This window comes from Nocardia crassostreae, assembly GCF_001613405.1.
GTDB lineage: Bacteria > Actinomycetota > Actinomycetes > Mycobacteriales > Mycobacteriaceae > Nocardia > Nocardia crassostreae.
This window is the reverse complement of sequence record NZ_BDCH01000014.1, coordinates 417974-431656: the sequence shown is the minus strand read 5'-3', so window position 1 is coordinate 431656 and position 13683 is coordinate 417974. Positions and strand designations below refer to the sequence as shown.

Here is a 13683-nt window from a genome sequence, read left to right as displayed (position 1 = left end):
CGGTGATTCAGTCGGTGAGGCGGTAACCGCGCTCCAGGGCTTCGGTCAGCCACTGTTCGACTTCCATGACGCGCAACGTGATCAGGGGGTTCGATTCGCGCTTCGAGTAATCCGGTTCGAGGATGCCGCTGTCGATCAGGTTCTCGGGAACGAACGGTCTCGCGAGGCGGCTCAGGATGGCCGCGCTGAATATCTGTTTGGTCGTCGGCAGCGACGGCCGGAGCCGCGGCGGAATGAGCGCGAGTACCTGGGACTTTCGGCGCCAGTAGCGGTGCGGATAGGCGGGGTCGTACCGGCGCGGCAGCGGGAGCCGCATGGCTTGTTCGACGAACTCCGGGTCGAGAAACGGGTCGCGTTTGGGAATGAGTCCCGGTGTCCGCAAACGCTGGTGTGGATGCAGGTCGCTCCAGGCCTCCATCGGTCCGAACGAAGCATGATTCGTCGCGTGCAGGTGGACCAGGGACCGGACCCAGGCGGCCGTCCACCTGTCGACCGCACCGCGGTAGTCGGCGGTCAGGAATTCGTGCGTTCTTTGCTTGCACAGGTCGGGCCAGGAGCAGGCGAGATAGAGCATGGCGCGGTGGCGCGGGGGCATCTGGTCCGCCGCGAGTGCGAGCAATTCGAGCGTTGCGACCGGATGGTATTGCCCCCGGTGGTCGCCCCAGTAGCGCGGCAGGTGCCGCGCTTCTCCGCTGCCGAAGAGGTCCGGCGTCAGGAACTGCGGGTTGCCGAGCAGTTCGTCCGCGCCGTCACCGCTGAGCAGGACCTCGGCACCGGCGTGGTGGGCCAGTTCGACGGCCACCCGGTTGGCCTCGGGCAGGGCGTCGAGCCGGGGCCCCGCAGCATCCCATTCCGGCCGCCCGGCGGGCTTGCGTGCCAGGTCGGCGACATAGAGATCGCATCGCGATCCGAGCGCCTCGAGCAGGCCGGTGACGATCGGCACGTTCGATCGCCCCCGGTCATCGGTCATCTCGATCGTGATCGCGGAAATACGGCGTTCCGCACCGTATTCCGCGATCACGGTGGCGAGAACGGCAAGGGAATCGAGCCCGCCGGATAATTGCACGGCGATTCCAGCGCTGTCCCCGACCGCGCGCCGAACGGACTGGGTGAATTCTCCGCGGAGGTCGTGAAACGAATTGTCCGGCTCGGGTCATGGCGGTTCGATCGCCATATCTCTACCGTTTTCGAATGGTTCGGTCGGGCCGAATTCGCCAGTTATCGCCGGCCAGGCGAACCACAGTGCCAACCTGCTTCGAGAAATTCTGTCCTTCGACACGCTTTCACTCTCGTTTCGGGGGGGCGACGGGCCCTGCGGCCCGCCTACCCGATCTTGTTACACGCCAGCGAGGGCCAGTGTCCGGTCGAGTTCCTCGAGCAGGATCTGGATGGTGTCCGGCTGCCAGAATTCTGGGGTGAATTCGCCGCCGTCATCCTCGCTCTTGACACCCTTGCCGTAGCAGCCGTCGCCGGGGCAGCTCTTCTTGGACATTTCCGTCTCCAATTCGTTGTACTTATTTGCCGGACTTTCGCAGGAAGTGAACGGATTTCGCTTCCCTCATCGATTCAACGTGGTTCGTCAGGTCGCTGCAATATTCGAAAACGGACAGGGATGTCTGTCCAAAAGTGCGCTGTTGTACACGATTCGGACCTTTCCGAATGGCTGTTAATACTCCGACTCGAGGCACAGGGCGGCATCGAGCCGGGCGATGAGCAGAGCCCGGATCCCCGGCCAGGTTTCGGTGCCGCGCAAGTCCATCCAGATCATGACCAGCCTGGACAGTAACTCGGTGAACGGTTCGACTTCCGTGTGGTCCTCCACGAGATGCTGCTCCACGACCGACTTCGGCGCGGCGACCTGCCGACCGGTGCGCTCGACCCGCGCCTCGTGCCATAACCGCACCAGTTCCCCGCCGGTCCCGAGCACCGCATCGCTGTGCTCGGCGAAGTCCCGGCTCGGCCAGCGCTGTGCGGTCTCGACCTTGGCGACCGTCGAGGCACTGTGCAAGACCCTCCGCCCCAGCTCGGCCTGCGACATTCCCTGCCGGATCCGTTGTCGGCGCACCTCGGCGCCGAACCTGTGCCGTGCGGAGACATGCGGCGTCAAATCGCTCATACGCCTGCTCAAGACGGTTCCCCCGACCGCCGGTCGAGCGCGAGCCATCCGACGGGCCGCTCAATGGCGGGCATCATTGCACCCCTAGCGGATCGGGCCGGTATCGGTCCCTCCCATGCTGATCTCGCTGTGGCACGCCGACATCGGCCGATCAACCTATTCGGCTGCCCGCGATCCGAATTCGCGGCGGCGCCCGGCGCCGAACGTGGTCATCGATGCGGTGGGCGAGATGGCCGAGCGAGATGGGCGACATTTCGGCGATCCGTGCGCTGTTCCGCCGATCCGTGACGTTAACTTCGGTAGGCAGTCTGTCGAACGGGGGTGCGGTGTGTTGATCGGTCGTGAGGTCGAGCGTGAGCTGCTGACGGTCTTCGTGCTCGGGCAGGCGGCCGGGGAGCCGGTGCTGATCGTGCGCGGCGAGCCGGGGGTGGGCAAGACGGTCCTGCTCGATTTCGCGGCAGATTTCGCCGCCGGTCACGGCATTCGGGTGTTGCGGGTGGCGGCGCTCGAGTACGAGGCCGAGCTGAGGTTCGGCGCGCTGAATCAGTTGTTGCACCCGCTGATGGATGGAATAGGCGCGCTCGGGCCCGCGCATCGCCAGGCCCTGAACGTGATCATGGGACTGGAGCCGGGTCCGATGCCCTCGCAGCTGATCGCCGGGGCCGCGACCCTGGCGCTATTGAACGCCTCTGCGCAGCAGGGTGTTTCGTTGCTGCTGATCATCGATGATGTGCAGTGGCTCGATCTGCCGAGTGCGATGGCGTTGAGCTACGCGGCGCACCGGTCGGCGGGCGCCGGAGTTCGTCTGCTGGCGGCGGTGCGCTGGGATGCCGATGATGCCCTGACCCGCAGTGGTTTCCGCGTGCACGACCTGCCGCCGTTGGACGACACCGAGTCCGACTGGCTACTGCGGACCGCCTACCCGGCGTTGTCGGCGGGTGTGCGCCGTCGCCTGCGCGCGGAGGCGCACGGCAATCCGCTCGCGTTGCTCGAATTGCCCGCCGCGTTCGCGGATGGCGCCTCTCCGGCGGATCTGCCCGGGGTGTTGCCCTTGACGGACCGGCTGCACAAGCTGTTCGGCGATCGCCTTGCCGGGCTGCCGGACGGAACCCGGCGCCTGTTGCTGTTCGTCATCCTGGCCGGTGCGGAGAACTCCATGACGTTGGAGGATTGTCTGCCCACTCCGCAGGGACGCGTTGATCTCGCGCCCGCCGAACGAGCGGGCATCGTCCGCGTGAACCCGCGCACGGGCCGTATGGAATTCCGCCACCCCCTGATCCGGTCGGCGGTCATCGCCCGGTCGACGAGTGCGGAGCGCCAGCAGGTTCACCGGATCCTGGCCGACGCCTTCGCCGACCAACCACATCGGCGGGCTTGGCACCTCGGACAGGCCGCGGTCGGCCCGGACGAGGAGATCGCCGCCGCGCTGGAAGCACTGTCGCAGAGCATGATTCACCACGGCGACGCCAGGCGGGCCACGGCGGCGATGCTTCGGGCCGCCGAGCTGAGCACCTCCGCCGCCAATCGTGCCCGGCGCACCGCGCGGGCGGCCTATCTGGGCGCCCTGGTCACGGGGGAACTGGCGCACAGTTCGCGTTTGCTGTCGCAAGCGGCGCGCATCGAGGTGCGGGACGCGCCTTCGCTGGAGGCGGCCGTCGCGGCGTCCTCGCATCTACTCAACGACGAAGGCGACGCGACCACGGCGGCCAGACTGCTGCTGGAAACCATCCGGGTACACGAACGCGATCTCGATTCCGGCGACGACACCATGGTCGAAGCGTTGCACACCCTGCTGTATGTCGGATTCTTCAGCGGGCTGCCCGCCCTGTGGCAGGACATCGCGCAGGTGCTCGAGCGTGCGAAACCGCAACCCACGGAGACGCTTTCACTACTCCACCACGTCTTCGCCGACCCGATCGTGGCCACCGACGACGACCTCGGCCACCTCGATCGCGCCCTCGACGGGCTGCGCTTCACCCACGACCCGGTGCGGATCGTGCGGGTGGTGACCGCCGGGGCGTATGTGGACCGGATCGGCGGTGCGCGTGCGGCGCTGTGGCGGGTGATCGAGGACGGCCGCGACGGGGGAGCCATGGCCAAGGCCATCGAGGCGCTGTTCCTCATCGCCCAGCACGATTACTTCACCGGCGACTGGGACGAACTGATCGAGGTCACCACCGAGGGCCTGCAACTGTGCGCCGACTACGGGTACACGCTGCTGGCCGGACCGGGACATCTGCTGCGCGCACTCGTCGACGCGGCGCGAGGGAATGCCGAAGCCGCCGATCTGGCCGCGGAGGAACTGTTGCTGTGGGCCTCGCCGCGTCATCTCGCGACGTTCGCGGCCTACTCCTCGCATGTGCGATGCCTTGGCGCGCTGGCGCATTCGGCGTTCGACGAGGCGTACCGGCACGCCGCAGCGGTCGGTGCGGCGGGCAGCTTTCCGCACTACGCCCCGCACGCGCTGTGGCTGGTGCTCGACCTGGTCGAGGCGGGCGCTCGCAGCGGCAGGCAGGCCGAAGCGCGCAAGCACGCCGAGGCAGCGGTCGCGGCCGGTGTGCCTGACCTGTCGCCGAGGCTGCGGCTGACCACCACCGCCGCACTCGCGGTGACCGCCACCGTCGACTGGCGCGAACTGTTCGACAGTGCGCTGGCCACGCCCGGGGGCGAGCGCTGGAGGTTCGAGTATGCCCGAGTCCAACTGCTCTTCGGTGAACGACTGCGCCGCGAGCGCGAATCAACCACGGCACGAACCTATTTGACCAGCGCGGCATCGACCTTCGAGCAGTTGCAGGCGATTCCGTGGATGGAACGAGCGCGCGCCGAGCTGCGCGCGGCGGGCGAGCCGGTGGACAAACGGGGAGCGACGCTGACCCCGCAGGAGCGCGCGGTCGCCGAACTGGCGGCTTCCGGGCTGACCAACAAGGAGATCGCCGAACGGCTGTTCCTGTCCGCGCGAACGGTGTCGACCCATCTGCACCGGGTCTTCCCCAAACTCGGCATCACCACCCGTGGTGCGCTGCGCGACGCGATGGACCGCTTACCCGGCTGATGTACGTCATTTGACGGATTCCGTGCCTTCGCCGTCGCCATAGATTCGGTTCTGCCGAACGGCAATTCGACGCACAAGGGAGGCTCGAGATGAGCGAGCAGAGCAAGACGGTGGTTCTGGTTCACGGCGGATTCGTGGACGGAGCCGGGTGGCGCGGAGTCTATGACGAACTCACCCGCGACGGCATCCCCGTACGGATCGTGCAGAACCCGACCAAATCCCTCGCCGACGACGCCGCCGCCACCCGGCAGGTGCTCGACGATATCGACGGCGAGGTCGTCCTGGTAGGCCACTCCTACGGCGGCGCGGTCATCACCGAGGCCGGAACCCACGACAAGGTCACCGCTCTCGTCTACATCACCGCCTTCGCCCCCGACAAGGGCGAATCGGTCAGCACCCTCATCCAGGGCTTCCCGCAGGACGGCCCCCAGCCCCCCATCCTGCCCCCGGTCGACGGCTACCTGTTCCTCGACCGCTCGAAGTTTCATGACTCCTTAGCCGGTGACCTCTCCGCCGCCGACGCCGCCTTCCTGGCCGACTCCCAGGTGCCGTGGGGCCTGGAGGCCCTCGGCGGCCCCATCAGCGAAGCCGCCTGGCGCGTCAAGCCCAGCTGGTACCTGCACGTCGCCGAAGACAAGATGATCCCCCCGACCGCACAAGCCTCCATGGCCGAACGCATCGGTGCGAAGATCACCGAAACCCCGGGCAGCCACGCCGTTTACGTCTCCCGCCCCGCAGTCGTGGCCGACCTCATCCGCGCAGTCCTCGACCCCTGAGCCGAAATCCGCCGATGGCCAGCGGTGTTCCACTCCGGACACCCGCGAAGCGTGAAGGCGCAGCGGGTTATCCGGTGAGGGCCTGTGTGCCGATGGTGGCGAGGAGTGCGAGGCGTTCGGCGTCGGGGATGTGGGGGTCGGCCGTGTAGATCATGATGCGGAGGTCGGCGGCAGTGACGCTGAGTACATCGCAGTCGAGGGTGAGGGCGCCGACGTGGGGGTGGTCGATTGTTTTGCGGGCGGAGCGGTGGTGGGCGACGGCGCCGGATTCCCACAGCTGCTCGAATTCGGCGCTGTTGGTGCGTAGTTCGGAGACGAGGCGGAGGATTCGGGGGTCGTGTGGGTAGCGGGTTGCTGTGTTGCGCAGGTCGGCGACCTGCGCGGCGCGCAGGGCGGCCCGGGATTCGGGGGTGTGGCGAATGCGGGTGCCGGAGCCGAGGAAGTTGCGCCACACGGCGTTTCGGTCGGTGCCGTGCCATTCGCCCATCAGGGCCGTGTAGAGGGGGTTGGCGAGGAGTTGGGTCCAGATGGCGTCGAAGACCGCGACGGGGGTGCCGGTGAGTCGGTCCATCATCCGCTGCACGCCGGGGGTGATGTGCGTCGAGATCGTTTGCGGCCCTGGGGGTACAAGTCCGGCGAGCTGGAACAGGTGGGTGCGCCCGTCGCCGGATAGCCGCAAGGCCCGGGCGAGGGCTTCTATGACCTGTGCGGAGGGATTGGTGGCCCGTCCTTGTTCGAGGCGGGTGATGTAGTCGACGGAGATTCCGGCCAGTTGGGACAGCTCTTCTCGGCGCAGGCCCGCGGCGCGCCGATGGCCGCCCGCGGCGAGGCCCACCGTCTCGGGCGCGACCTGGTCGCGCCAACGGCGCAGGGCCGCACCGAGTTCCGTCGTTGCCATACGGACAGTGTGGCGCAGGGGCAGCCGACATACCTGGTATCGACGGTCCTATGACAGGGGGTCTTCTGGCTGGTCGTCCCCTTTCTTCGCATTGTGGGGGCATGACAGCGACAAGAGCATCCACGGTCGGCGAACCGAGCGGCCGCGCACTCGTCACCGGCGCCACTTCGGGAATCGGCAGGGCCTTTGCCGAGCGTCTCGCCGCCGACGGCTACGACCTGGTGATCGTCGGACGACGGCGGGAGCGCCTCGAGGAGTTCGCCGCCGCCCACCCCGAGGTCGAGGTCCGGCCCGTCGCCGCCGATCTGTCCACCTGCGAGGGCATCGACACCGTCGCGCGGATCTGCGCGACCGAGCCACTGACCCTGCTGGTGAACAACGCGGGCGTGGCCCACTACATGCCGCTGGCGGACCTGCCCGCCGACAAGGCGCGCGAAGTGGTCAACGTCAAGGTTCTCGCGCCCACCCTGATCAGCCGCGCCGCCATCGCCGGAATGCGGCACCGCGGCCGAGGCGCCATCATCAACATCGCCAGAATGCTCGCGTTCAGCGGCCCCGCCCCCGGTTCGGTGTTTCCTCGCCGCGCCGTCTACGCCGGAGCCCTCGCCCACCTGGTCGCCATGTCCCAGACCCTCAGCGCCGAACTCGAAGGCACCGGCGTCCAAATCCAAGTGGTCTGCCCCGGCCTGGTGGCCACCGAATTCCACGAACGCCAAGGCCTCGACCTGAGCGCCGTACCGCGCATGAGCGCCGCCGCTGTCGTCACCGCCGCTCTGCGCGGCCTGGAACTCGGTGAAGTCGTCTGTGCCCCAGGCGTCGAGGACGCCACCTTGCTCGACACCGTCTTCGCGGCCAACCTGGCGGCCTTCGCGGGCCAAAGCCCCGAACTCGCTACCCGGTACCGGACCACCTGATTGCTGCGAGCCGATCGGCCCGAGCCCGCAACCGGCAGCGGGCACTCAGGTGTAAGTCGCCAGGAGTTCGAGGGAGCTGGTGAGCAGGCTGGCGTCGAGGCCCGCATGACGGGACTCCAGGGTTACGCGCTGGCGTAAGTCGAGTACCGCGTCGGCGGGCAGTTCGTCGGTCGGCCACGGCGCGATGGGCCAGGTCGGTCGTATCGGCGGTGCTCGTAGGCGGGACAGCCACTCGTGGCGGGTGCGGGCCCGCAGGTGGGCACAGGTGAGCGTTCGGTAGCGCAATTCGCTCACGTCGGTGGTGAACGTCGCCATGGGCTGTGCCAGCGATCCGCTCAGCGTCGGCACGCCGAACTCCCGCAGCAGTTCGGCCAGCGGACTGCGAACAGGTGCGTCGACTGGCGCCAACTCCAGGCTCAGGAGTTCGGCGATGCCGCGCAGATCACACTGGAGCGCGGCTGCGGCGCGACGGAAATCGGTGAGCAGAGACTGTATTTTGTCGTGATCGTCGATGGCTGTGCGGAAAATCCGGTGCGTCTCGTCGGCCCAGCGCCGACAGGCGGCCTCGTCGAAATGATCGCAGTCGTCGAAGGTGTGCTCGGTGGAGTCCCGGAGGTTCTCGGTGAACCGGCGGCGTCGCGCGCGCCACTCGGCCTGCTCGGCCGCGGCGATGCGCCGATTGCTCGCCTCGATATCGGCGCGACCGCGGATCAAGGCGATATCGATCTCGGCCCGGCGCTCGGCGTACGCGCGGTCCTGTTCACCGTAGTACCGTGCGAGATCCGGATCGTCTTTCCACCAGCCCATAGCCGCTCCTGACCGATGGTGTCAGGGTACGCCGCAGGGCGTTCGGCTATCCGCCCAACTGGACAGCGGTGACGTTGGAACTGTCGTCGGGGTGGAAGACGGTTACCTGGCGCCCGTTGATCAATGCTTCGCGCAGGAGGGTCACCCACATGCTGTGGGTGACGCGTTCGGATGCCGTGGGCAGCGACGTCGACCACAAGGTGAATACTTCGCGCTCACCGGCGGCGTTCATGATTTGGGTGAACCCCGACGCCGTGGTCGTATGGACGCAGATCACGGTCCCCACCATCTCCGCCATGTCACCGGCCTTCCACTCGCTGCTCGCCGGAACGCTTGCCGCGCCGGATAATTCGCGCCAAATGGCGTGCCACGATCAGGTCGCCGCGCACGCGCATGCCGCTGCCGGTGAACGCGTCCAGCGGTGCGATGTCGCCGTTGGCCATTGCCTCCCAGACGGATTCGAACGCCAGGACTTCCAGATCGGGCAGGTGCACCTGCTCTTCGCTGACCGTGCACTCCTTGGTTTCCGCGGTAATGGACCAGGAGTGGACGGGGCGCTCCTCGTCGTCGGGCCGGATCACGCCGAAATGGATTCGCGCGCGCAGGCTCGATTCGGCGAGGAGATCGGCCAGGCGTTCGGTTGTGCGGCCGAAGGCTTCGCCACGGGATTCCGCCAGCGGCGGCAGTGGTGCGACGAAATCGGCGAGGGCCGGATTCTGGGTGAGCTCCTCGGCCGGTGAATTGGTGTGGGCATGATCTTTTATAGTTCCCCCTCGGATACTGCCTGCACAGAGTAGACACCTCACTCCTGCGCATTGTCCATGCCCGGTTGGTTGGTATTTAGTTGAATTATCGTGCACCTCAACGTAATTGAAGATCGCCGTGCGCCGATCCGGGATTGCGGATTTATCGGAGCGCGGAAATAATTCCCTGAAGGACGTGCGATTCCGGCATCGAACCCGGCCGGTTTCATACGATTCGAGGGGGTGGATCATGATCCGGGAGTATTTCGCACGCGGCGAACGCCGGACGGTCGATATGGTCGACGATGTGGTGGCGCTGAAGGTCGCCGTCGACGCGCGTGGGAACACGCCGGATGCGACCCGGTTCGGTCGTGTCGCCCGGATGGTATCCGGCGAACCCGCCCGCGAAACCTACGCCGCGTTCCGGAATGCGCACTGGCTGTTCGTATTTCCCTCCGCGGCCACCACGCGCGCGGTGGAGCGGGAGGAGAATCCGCCGGAGGTGGAGGATATCGGCGCGGTGGTCCGGCGTCCGGATTCGACCCTGGCGATCGTCACCAAGCGGCTCGACGTCCGGCTCGCCGGTGAATTCACCGAGGCCGAAGCCGAGGCGATCCTGCGCGAGTCCGGGCTCACGGTGCGGCACCGGCTCCGGTTCGTGTCCAATCTCTTCGAGGTCGTCGCGGGCCCGGGCGAGGATGCCCTGGCGGCATCGGTGCGCCTGCACGACGACGCCCGGTTCGCCTTCGCCGAGCCCGCCTTCATCGAGCACATTCCGCCGCGCTTCACCCCCGTCGATCCGCGTTTCGGCGATCAATGGCAGTGGGCGAACACCGGCCAGGGCGGCGGGCTCGCCGGAGCCGATGTGAGCGCGGAGGCGGCCTGGGACAATACCCGCGGCGCGGGCGTCCGGCTCGCGGTGATCGACAATGGTTTCGACGCCGATCATCAGGACCTGGCCGCCGGTGTCGTGGCGGCCTCGGGCTTCTACCGCCAAACCGGAAGTAACCCAGCGGTATTCGTGCAAGGCATCACCGGAATGCCGGACAACAGCCACGGCACCTTCTGCGCGGCGATGGCCGGTGCGCGGCAGGGCAATGGCGTCGGCGGCTGCGGCGCGGCGCCGGAATGCGAACTACTGCTCATCGCCTGCCTCAACGATCAGGTCGGCACCCAGACCACCCTGGCCCGCGCCGTGTCCTACGCGGCGGATCCGTCCGCCGAGGTGCCCGGCGCCGATCCGGCTGGCGGCGCGGAGATCATGGTGTCGAGTCTCGGGCCGAACGGCGCGGTCTGGGAACTGACGACCACCCTGGAATTGGCACTGGATTTCGCGGGCGGCAATGGCGGCGCCGGTCGCGGCATGCCGATATTCTGGGCCGCCAGCAATGGGGGGAATGTGGATATTCTGCTGGACGAAGTCGTCTCGCATCCGAATGTCATGACGGTGGTCCGCTCCACCAGAAACGATCTCGAGGACGATGCGGCGCGCGGTGCGACCGTCGATCTGATCGCGCCGGGGGTCGATGTCTTCAATGCCTTCTCGGGCAATACCTACAACTTCTGGACCGGAAACAGTTTCGCGGCGCCGGCCACCGCCGGATGCGCCGCGCTCGCTCTCGCCATGGATCCCGGCCTGACGGGACCGGAATTGGAACAGGTCATGCGGGATTGCGCCGATAAGATCGGTGGCGTCGTCTACGACGCGAACGGTCATCACGACGATTACGGCTTCGGCCGGGTGAATGCGAACGCGGCCGTGCATATCGCCGGAACCCTCACCGCCGTCCAGCATCTGGCCATGAGTTAGCGGGTGCCGCCGATGAACGAGCATGCGATACATCGCGTCGAGATCGCCGCGGACTCGGTGGGCGCATTGCGCGCCTTCGTCGACGCGGTAGGGCCCGATCTGGGTTGTCATCCGGTGGTGCGGCAGCGCGCGGGCCGATTCGTGATCGAGGCCTACCTGTCGACGACGCAACTCGATGCCGCGGCTGCGGTACCCGACGCCGCCGTCTCGCTCGACATCCTGGAGAACGTCACCGAAACCGGCAGGCAGCGGCAGGAATCGGTCGGCGCGGGCAACCGCTATGCGAACCGCGCCGCGATCCCCGAGGGACTCGGGCGGAAGGAGTGAACCGCGGTGTCCTATCTGAACGTCGACGAAATCGTCTCGGCACTACAGAATCTGGCCGCCGCCTATCCCGCGACCGCCGAACCGGTCACGGTCCCGCACCCGACCCACGGCGGTCGCCTCGGGCAGGTGTTGCGGCTGGGCGCCGTACGCACCGGCGAGCAGGACGCCGTGCTGCTCCTGGGCGGGGTGCACGCGCGCGAATGGGTTCCGCCCGACGCTCTGGTATCGCTGGCCGCCGATCTGCTCGCGGCCCACAGCGGCGGTACCGGACTGACATACGGCGGAAAACGATTCTCCGCCAACGAGATTCGATTCATCGTCGAACAGGTGAACCTCTTCGTCTACCCGTGCGTCAACCCGGACGGCCGCCACTTCAGCCAGACCGTCGATCCGATGTGGCGCAAGAACCGACGGCCTGCCGCCGCGCCCGGCGGATGCGTCGGCGTCGACATCAATCGGAACTTCGATTTCCTCTGGGACCATGTGAACAAGTTCGCCGCCGATTCCGGAGTCAATACCTCGGCCGACCCCTGCCAGAACACCTACCGCGGACCCGCCCGGGAATCCGAGCCGGAGACGCGGAATGTCGTATCCCTACTGGACCGTTTCCCGTCGATTCGCTGGCATGTCGACGTCCACAGCGCCGTCCCGGTCATCCTGCACAACTGGGGCAGCGACGACAATCAGACCGTTGATCCCGTGCAGACCTTCCGCAACAGCGCCTTCGACCAGGTGCGCGGCCGCTCCGGAGACACGGCCTACCGCTAATACATCCCCGCTGGTGATCTGGACGTCGTCAGGGCCCTCGCCACCCGGGCCGATACGGCGATCACCGCTGTCCGAGGCGACAGCTACGGTGTGGAACCCGCCTTCGGCCTCTACCCGACCTCGGGCGCCAGCGACGACTATGCCTACAGCCGCAACTTCGCCGACACCACCCTGACACGGGTCCCCGGGTTCACCATCGAATGCGGTCACAGCTTTCAGCCGGTGTGGGCCGAAGCCGAGCAGGTGATCCGCGAAGTATGCGCGGGCCTGCTCGCCTTCTGCCTGGAAGCCGCCGAGCAATCACCCGAAACCTGGTTGACCGCCGTACTGCACCAGCACATGAGTTGAATCACTCCACAGTTCTATTCCATTTCATACCAAGGGATTACATCGGTTGAGAATCTCGTCGATAGCTTCGGGATCTATGACGACACCTGCCTTGGTTCCAGAGTCATTTCCACCGCGGCGCGGCGCCGACGGTGATTACGCTCGGTTGCTGCGCCGGATTTCCGATGCGGGGCTGATGAATCGGCGTCCCCTCTACTACGCGGTCCGGCTGAGTCTGGTCGGGCTGGCGTTCGTGGGTGGGTGGGCGGCGTTTGTGCTTGTCGGTGACTCGTGGTGGACGTTGCTGGTCGCGGCGTTCCTGGCGGTTGCGTTCGCTCAGGTGGCGCTGGTCATGCACGATGTCGCGCATCGGCAGGTGTTCCGGCTGCGGCGTCCGACGGAGATTGTCGGGCGGGTGGTGGGCAATGCGGGGATCGGGCTGGCGTACGGGTGGTGGCAGGACAAGCACACTCGCCATCACGCCAACCCGAATCACGAGGAGCTCGATCCCGATGTCGCGCCGGACATTCTGGTGTGGTCGCAGCGGCAGGCGCGGGGGAGTCGGGGCCTGGCTCGGTCATCGGGAGGGCGCAGGCGTATCTGTTCTTCCCGCTGTTACTGCTCGAGGGGCTGAACCTGCATCTGTCCGGTGTGCGGGCGCTCGGGAATCGATCCGTCAAGCACCGCGTAGTGGAGGGCGCGCTGCTCTTCGTTCACTTCGCCGCGTATCTGGCCGTGGTGTTCGCGGTGCTGCCCGCCGACAAAGCCTTCGCCTTCCTCGCTGTGCACCAAGCGCTGTTCGGTTTGTACATGGGCTGCATCTTCGCGCCGAACCACAAGGGCATGCCGACCCTGACCGGCAACGACCGCCCGGACTTCCTGCGCCGTCAGGTGTTGACCTCCCGCAATGTGCGCGGCGGGGTTTTGACCGACGTGGCTCTCGGCGGGCTCAACTATCAGATCGAGCACCACTTGTTCCCGAGCATGCCGAGCCCGAACCTGCGCCGCGCCCAGGTGATCGTCCGTGACTACTGTTCGGAAATCGGTGTCCCGTACCACGAAACGGGACTGATCTCCTCCTACCGGGAGGCGCTGCGGCACCTGCACCGGGTCGGCGCGCCGCTGCGGGCCGCCGACCACTGATC

Annotated in this window: 15 protein-coding genes and 1 pseudogene; 9 read left to right on the top strand and 7 right to left on the bottom strand. The window is 67.0% G+C overall.

Annotation, left to right across the window (positions count from 1 at the left end):
* Positions 1-7: 7 nt before the first annotated feature.
* The 3 genes and pseudogenes from NC4_RS14575 to NC4_RS14570 form a co-directional block, all read right to left on the bottom strand.
* A pseudogene (locus NC4_RS14575) lies at positions 8-1114 on the bottom strand (asparagine synthase-related protein); the annotation flags it as partial.
* Positions 1115-1336: 222 nt separating this feature from the next.
* Positions 1337-1492 (bottom strand): lariocidin/triculamin family lasso peptide core domain, encoded by a 156-nt coding sequence (locus NC4_RS40220; protein ID WP_157554704.1) that lies wholly within the window; start codon positions 1490-1492, stop codon positions 1337-1339.
* Positions 1493-1666: 174 nt separating this feature from the next.
* A complete protein-coding gene (locus NC4_RS14570) occupies positions 1667-2116 on the bottom strand; it encodes a helix-turn-helix domain-containing protein (protein ID WP_067537677.1) in 450 nt (149 codons plus the stop codon).
* A gap of 328 nt (positions 2117-2444) precedes the next feature.
* On the opposite strand from NC4_RS14570, the gene NC4_RS14565 reads away from it, so the two are divergent.
* Positions 2445-5168, top strand: a complete 2724-nt coding sequence (locus tag NC4_RS14565; RefSeq protein ID WP_169814801.1) for a LuxR C-terminal-related transcriptional regulator — start codon at positions 2445-2447, stop codon at positions 5166-5168.
* Positions 5169-5257: 89 nt separating this feature from the next.
* A complete protein-coding gene (locus tag NC4_RS14560) occupies positions 5258-5944 on the top strand; it encodes an alpha/beta fold hydrolase (protein WP_067537674.1) in 687 nt (228 codons plus the stop codon).
* Between the two features lie 67 nt (positions 5945-6011).
* On the opposite strand, the gene NC4_RS14555 is transcribed toward NC4_RS14560, so the two are convergent.
* Positions 6012-6842 carry a helix-turn-helix transcriptional regulator gene (locus tag NC4_RS14555; RefSeq protein WP_067537672.1) on the bottom strand — a complete coding sequence of 277 codons (831 nt, stop codon included), beginning with the start codon at positions 6840-6842 and terminating at the stop codon, positions 6012-6014.
* 101 nt (positions 6843-6943) lie between these two features.
* Between NC4_RS14555 and NC4_RS14550 the strand changes: the two genes are divergently transcribed.
* Complete coding sequence (locus NC4_RS14550; protein ID WP_067537669.1) at positions 6944-7756, top strand: SDR family NAD(P)-dependent oxidoreductase; 813 nt, start codon at positions 6944-6946, stop codon at positions 7754-7756.
* 45 nt (positions 7757-7801) lie between these two features.
* On the opposite strand, the gene NC4_RS14545 is transcribed toward NC4_RS14550, so the two are convergent.
* Genes NC4_RS14545 through NC4_RS40215 form a run of 3 tightly spaced genes read right to left on the bottom strand, consistent with a single transcriptional unit; the run spans position 7802 to position 9558 of the window.
* Complete coding sequence (locus NC4_RS14545; protein ID WP_067537666.1) at positions 7802-8563, bottom strand: hypothetical protein; 762 nt, start codon at positions 8561-8563, stop codon at positions 7802-7804.
* Between the two features lie 46 nt (positions 8564-8609).
* Positions 8610-8861, bottom strand: a complete 252-nt coding sequence (locus NC4_RS14540) for a hypothetical protein (RefSeq protein WP_067537664.1) — start codon at positions 8859-8861, stop codon at positions 8610-8612.
* A gap of 1 nt (position 8862) precedes the next feature.
* Positions 8863-9558, bottom strand: coding sequence for an SCP2 sterol-binding domain-containing protein (locus tag NC4_RS40215; protein WP_157554702.1), 696 nt, complete (start codon positions 9556-9558; stop codon positions 8863-8865).
* On the opposite strand from NC4_RS40215, the gene NC4_RS14530 reads away from it, so the two are divergent.
* From NC4_RS14530 to NC4_RS43950, 6 genes are all read left to right on the top strand, one after another.
* Positions 9557-11116 carry a S8 family peptidase gene (locus tag NC4_RS14530; protein WP_067537657.1) on the top strand — a complete coding sequence of 520 codons (1560 nt, stop codon included), beginning with the start codon at positions 9557-9559 and terminating at the stop codon, positions 11114-11116. The genes NC4_RS40215 and NC4_RS14530 overlap by 2 nt on opposite strands.
* A 12-nt stretch (positions 11117-11128) precedes the next feature.
* Positions 11129-11443 carry a hypothetical protein gene (locus NC4_RS14525; protein ID WP_067537655.1) on the top strand — a complete coding sequence of 105 codons (315 nt, stop codon included), beginning with the start codon at positions 11129-11131 and terminating at the stop codon, positions 11441-11443.
* A 6-nt stretch (positions 11444-11449) separates the two neighbouring features.
* On the top strand, positions 11450-12211 hold the full coding sequence (locus NC4_RS14520; protein WP_067537653.1) for a M14 family zinc carboxypeptidase: 762 nt from the start codon (positions 11450-11452) through the stop codon (positions 12209-12211).
* Positions 12212-12301: 90 nt separating this feature from the next.
* Positions 12302-12559 carry a M14 family metallopeptidase gene (locus NC4_RS14515; protein WP_067537651.1) on the top strand — a complete coding sequence of 86 codons (258 nt, stop codon included), beginning with the start codon at positions 12302-12304 and terminating at the stop codon, positions 12557-12559.
* 175 nt (positions 12560-12734) lie between these two features.
* The gene (locus tag NC4_RS43955) at positions 12735-13172 is read left to right on the top strand and encodes a fatty acid desaturase family protein (protein ID WP_281186286.1); all 438 of its coding nucleotides are present in this window, start codon (positions 12735-12737) and stop codon (positions 13170-13172) included.
* Positions 13073-13681, top strand: coding sequence for a fatty acid desaturase family protein (locus NC4_RS43950; protein ID WP_281186285.1), 609 nt, complete (start codon positions 13073-13075; stop codon positions 13679-13681). Before NC4_RS43955 ends, NC4_RS43950 begins: the two co-directional genes overlap by 100 nt.
* The last annotated feature ends 2 nt before the right edge of the window (positions 13682-13683 follow it).

Bases quoted from the DNA above. Each gene is read 5' to 3' on its own strand.
- NC4_RS14550 (WP_067537669.1), top strand. From the start codon at position 6,944: ATGACAGCGACAAGAGCATCCACGGTCGGCGAACCGAGCGGCCGCGCA.
- NC4_RS14540 (WP_067537664.1), bottom strand. From the start codon at position 8,861: ATGGCGGAGATGGTGGGGACCGTGATCTGCGTCCATACGACCACGGCG.
- NC4_RS40220 (WP_157554704.1), bottom strand. From the start codon at position 1,492: ATGTCCAAGAAGAGCTGCCCCGGCGACGGCTGCTACGGCAAGGGTGTC.
- NC4_RS14525 (WP_067537655.1), top strand. From the start codon at position 11,129: ATGAACGAGCATGCGATACATCGCGTCGAGATCGCCGCGGACTCGGTG.
- NC4_RS40215 (WP_157554702.1), bottom strand. From the start codon at position 9,558: ATGATCCACCCCCTCGAATCGTATGAAACCGGCCGGGTTCGATGCCGG.
- NC4_RS14570 (WP_067537677.1), bottom strand. From the start codon at position 2,116: ATGAGCGATTTGACGCCGCATGTCTCCGCACGGCACAGGTTCGGCGCC.
- NC4_RS14555 (WP_067537672.1), bottom strand. From the start codon at position 6,842: ATGGCAACGACGGAACTCGGTGCGGCCCTGCGCCGTTGGCGCGACCAG.
- NC4_RS14560 (WP_067537674.1), top strand. From the start codon at position 5,258: ATGAGCGAGCAGAGCAAGACGGTGGTTCTGGTTCACGGCGGATTCGTG.
- NC4_RS43955 (WP_281186286.1), top strand. From the start codon at position 12,735: ATGAATCGGCGTCCCCTCTACTACGCGGTCCGGCTGAGTCTGGTCGGG.
- NC4_RS14530 (WP_067537657.1), top strand. From the start codon at position 9,557: ATGATCCGGGAGTATTTCGCACGCGGCGAACGCCGGACGGTCGATATG.
- NC4_RS14545 (WP_067537666.1), bottom strand. From the start codon at position 8,563: ATGGGCTGGTGGAAAGACGATCCGGATCTCGCACGGTACTACGGTGAA.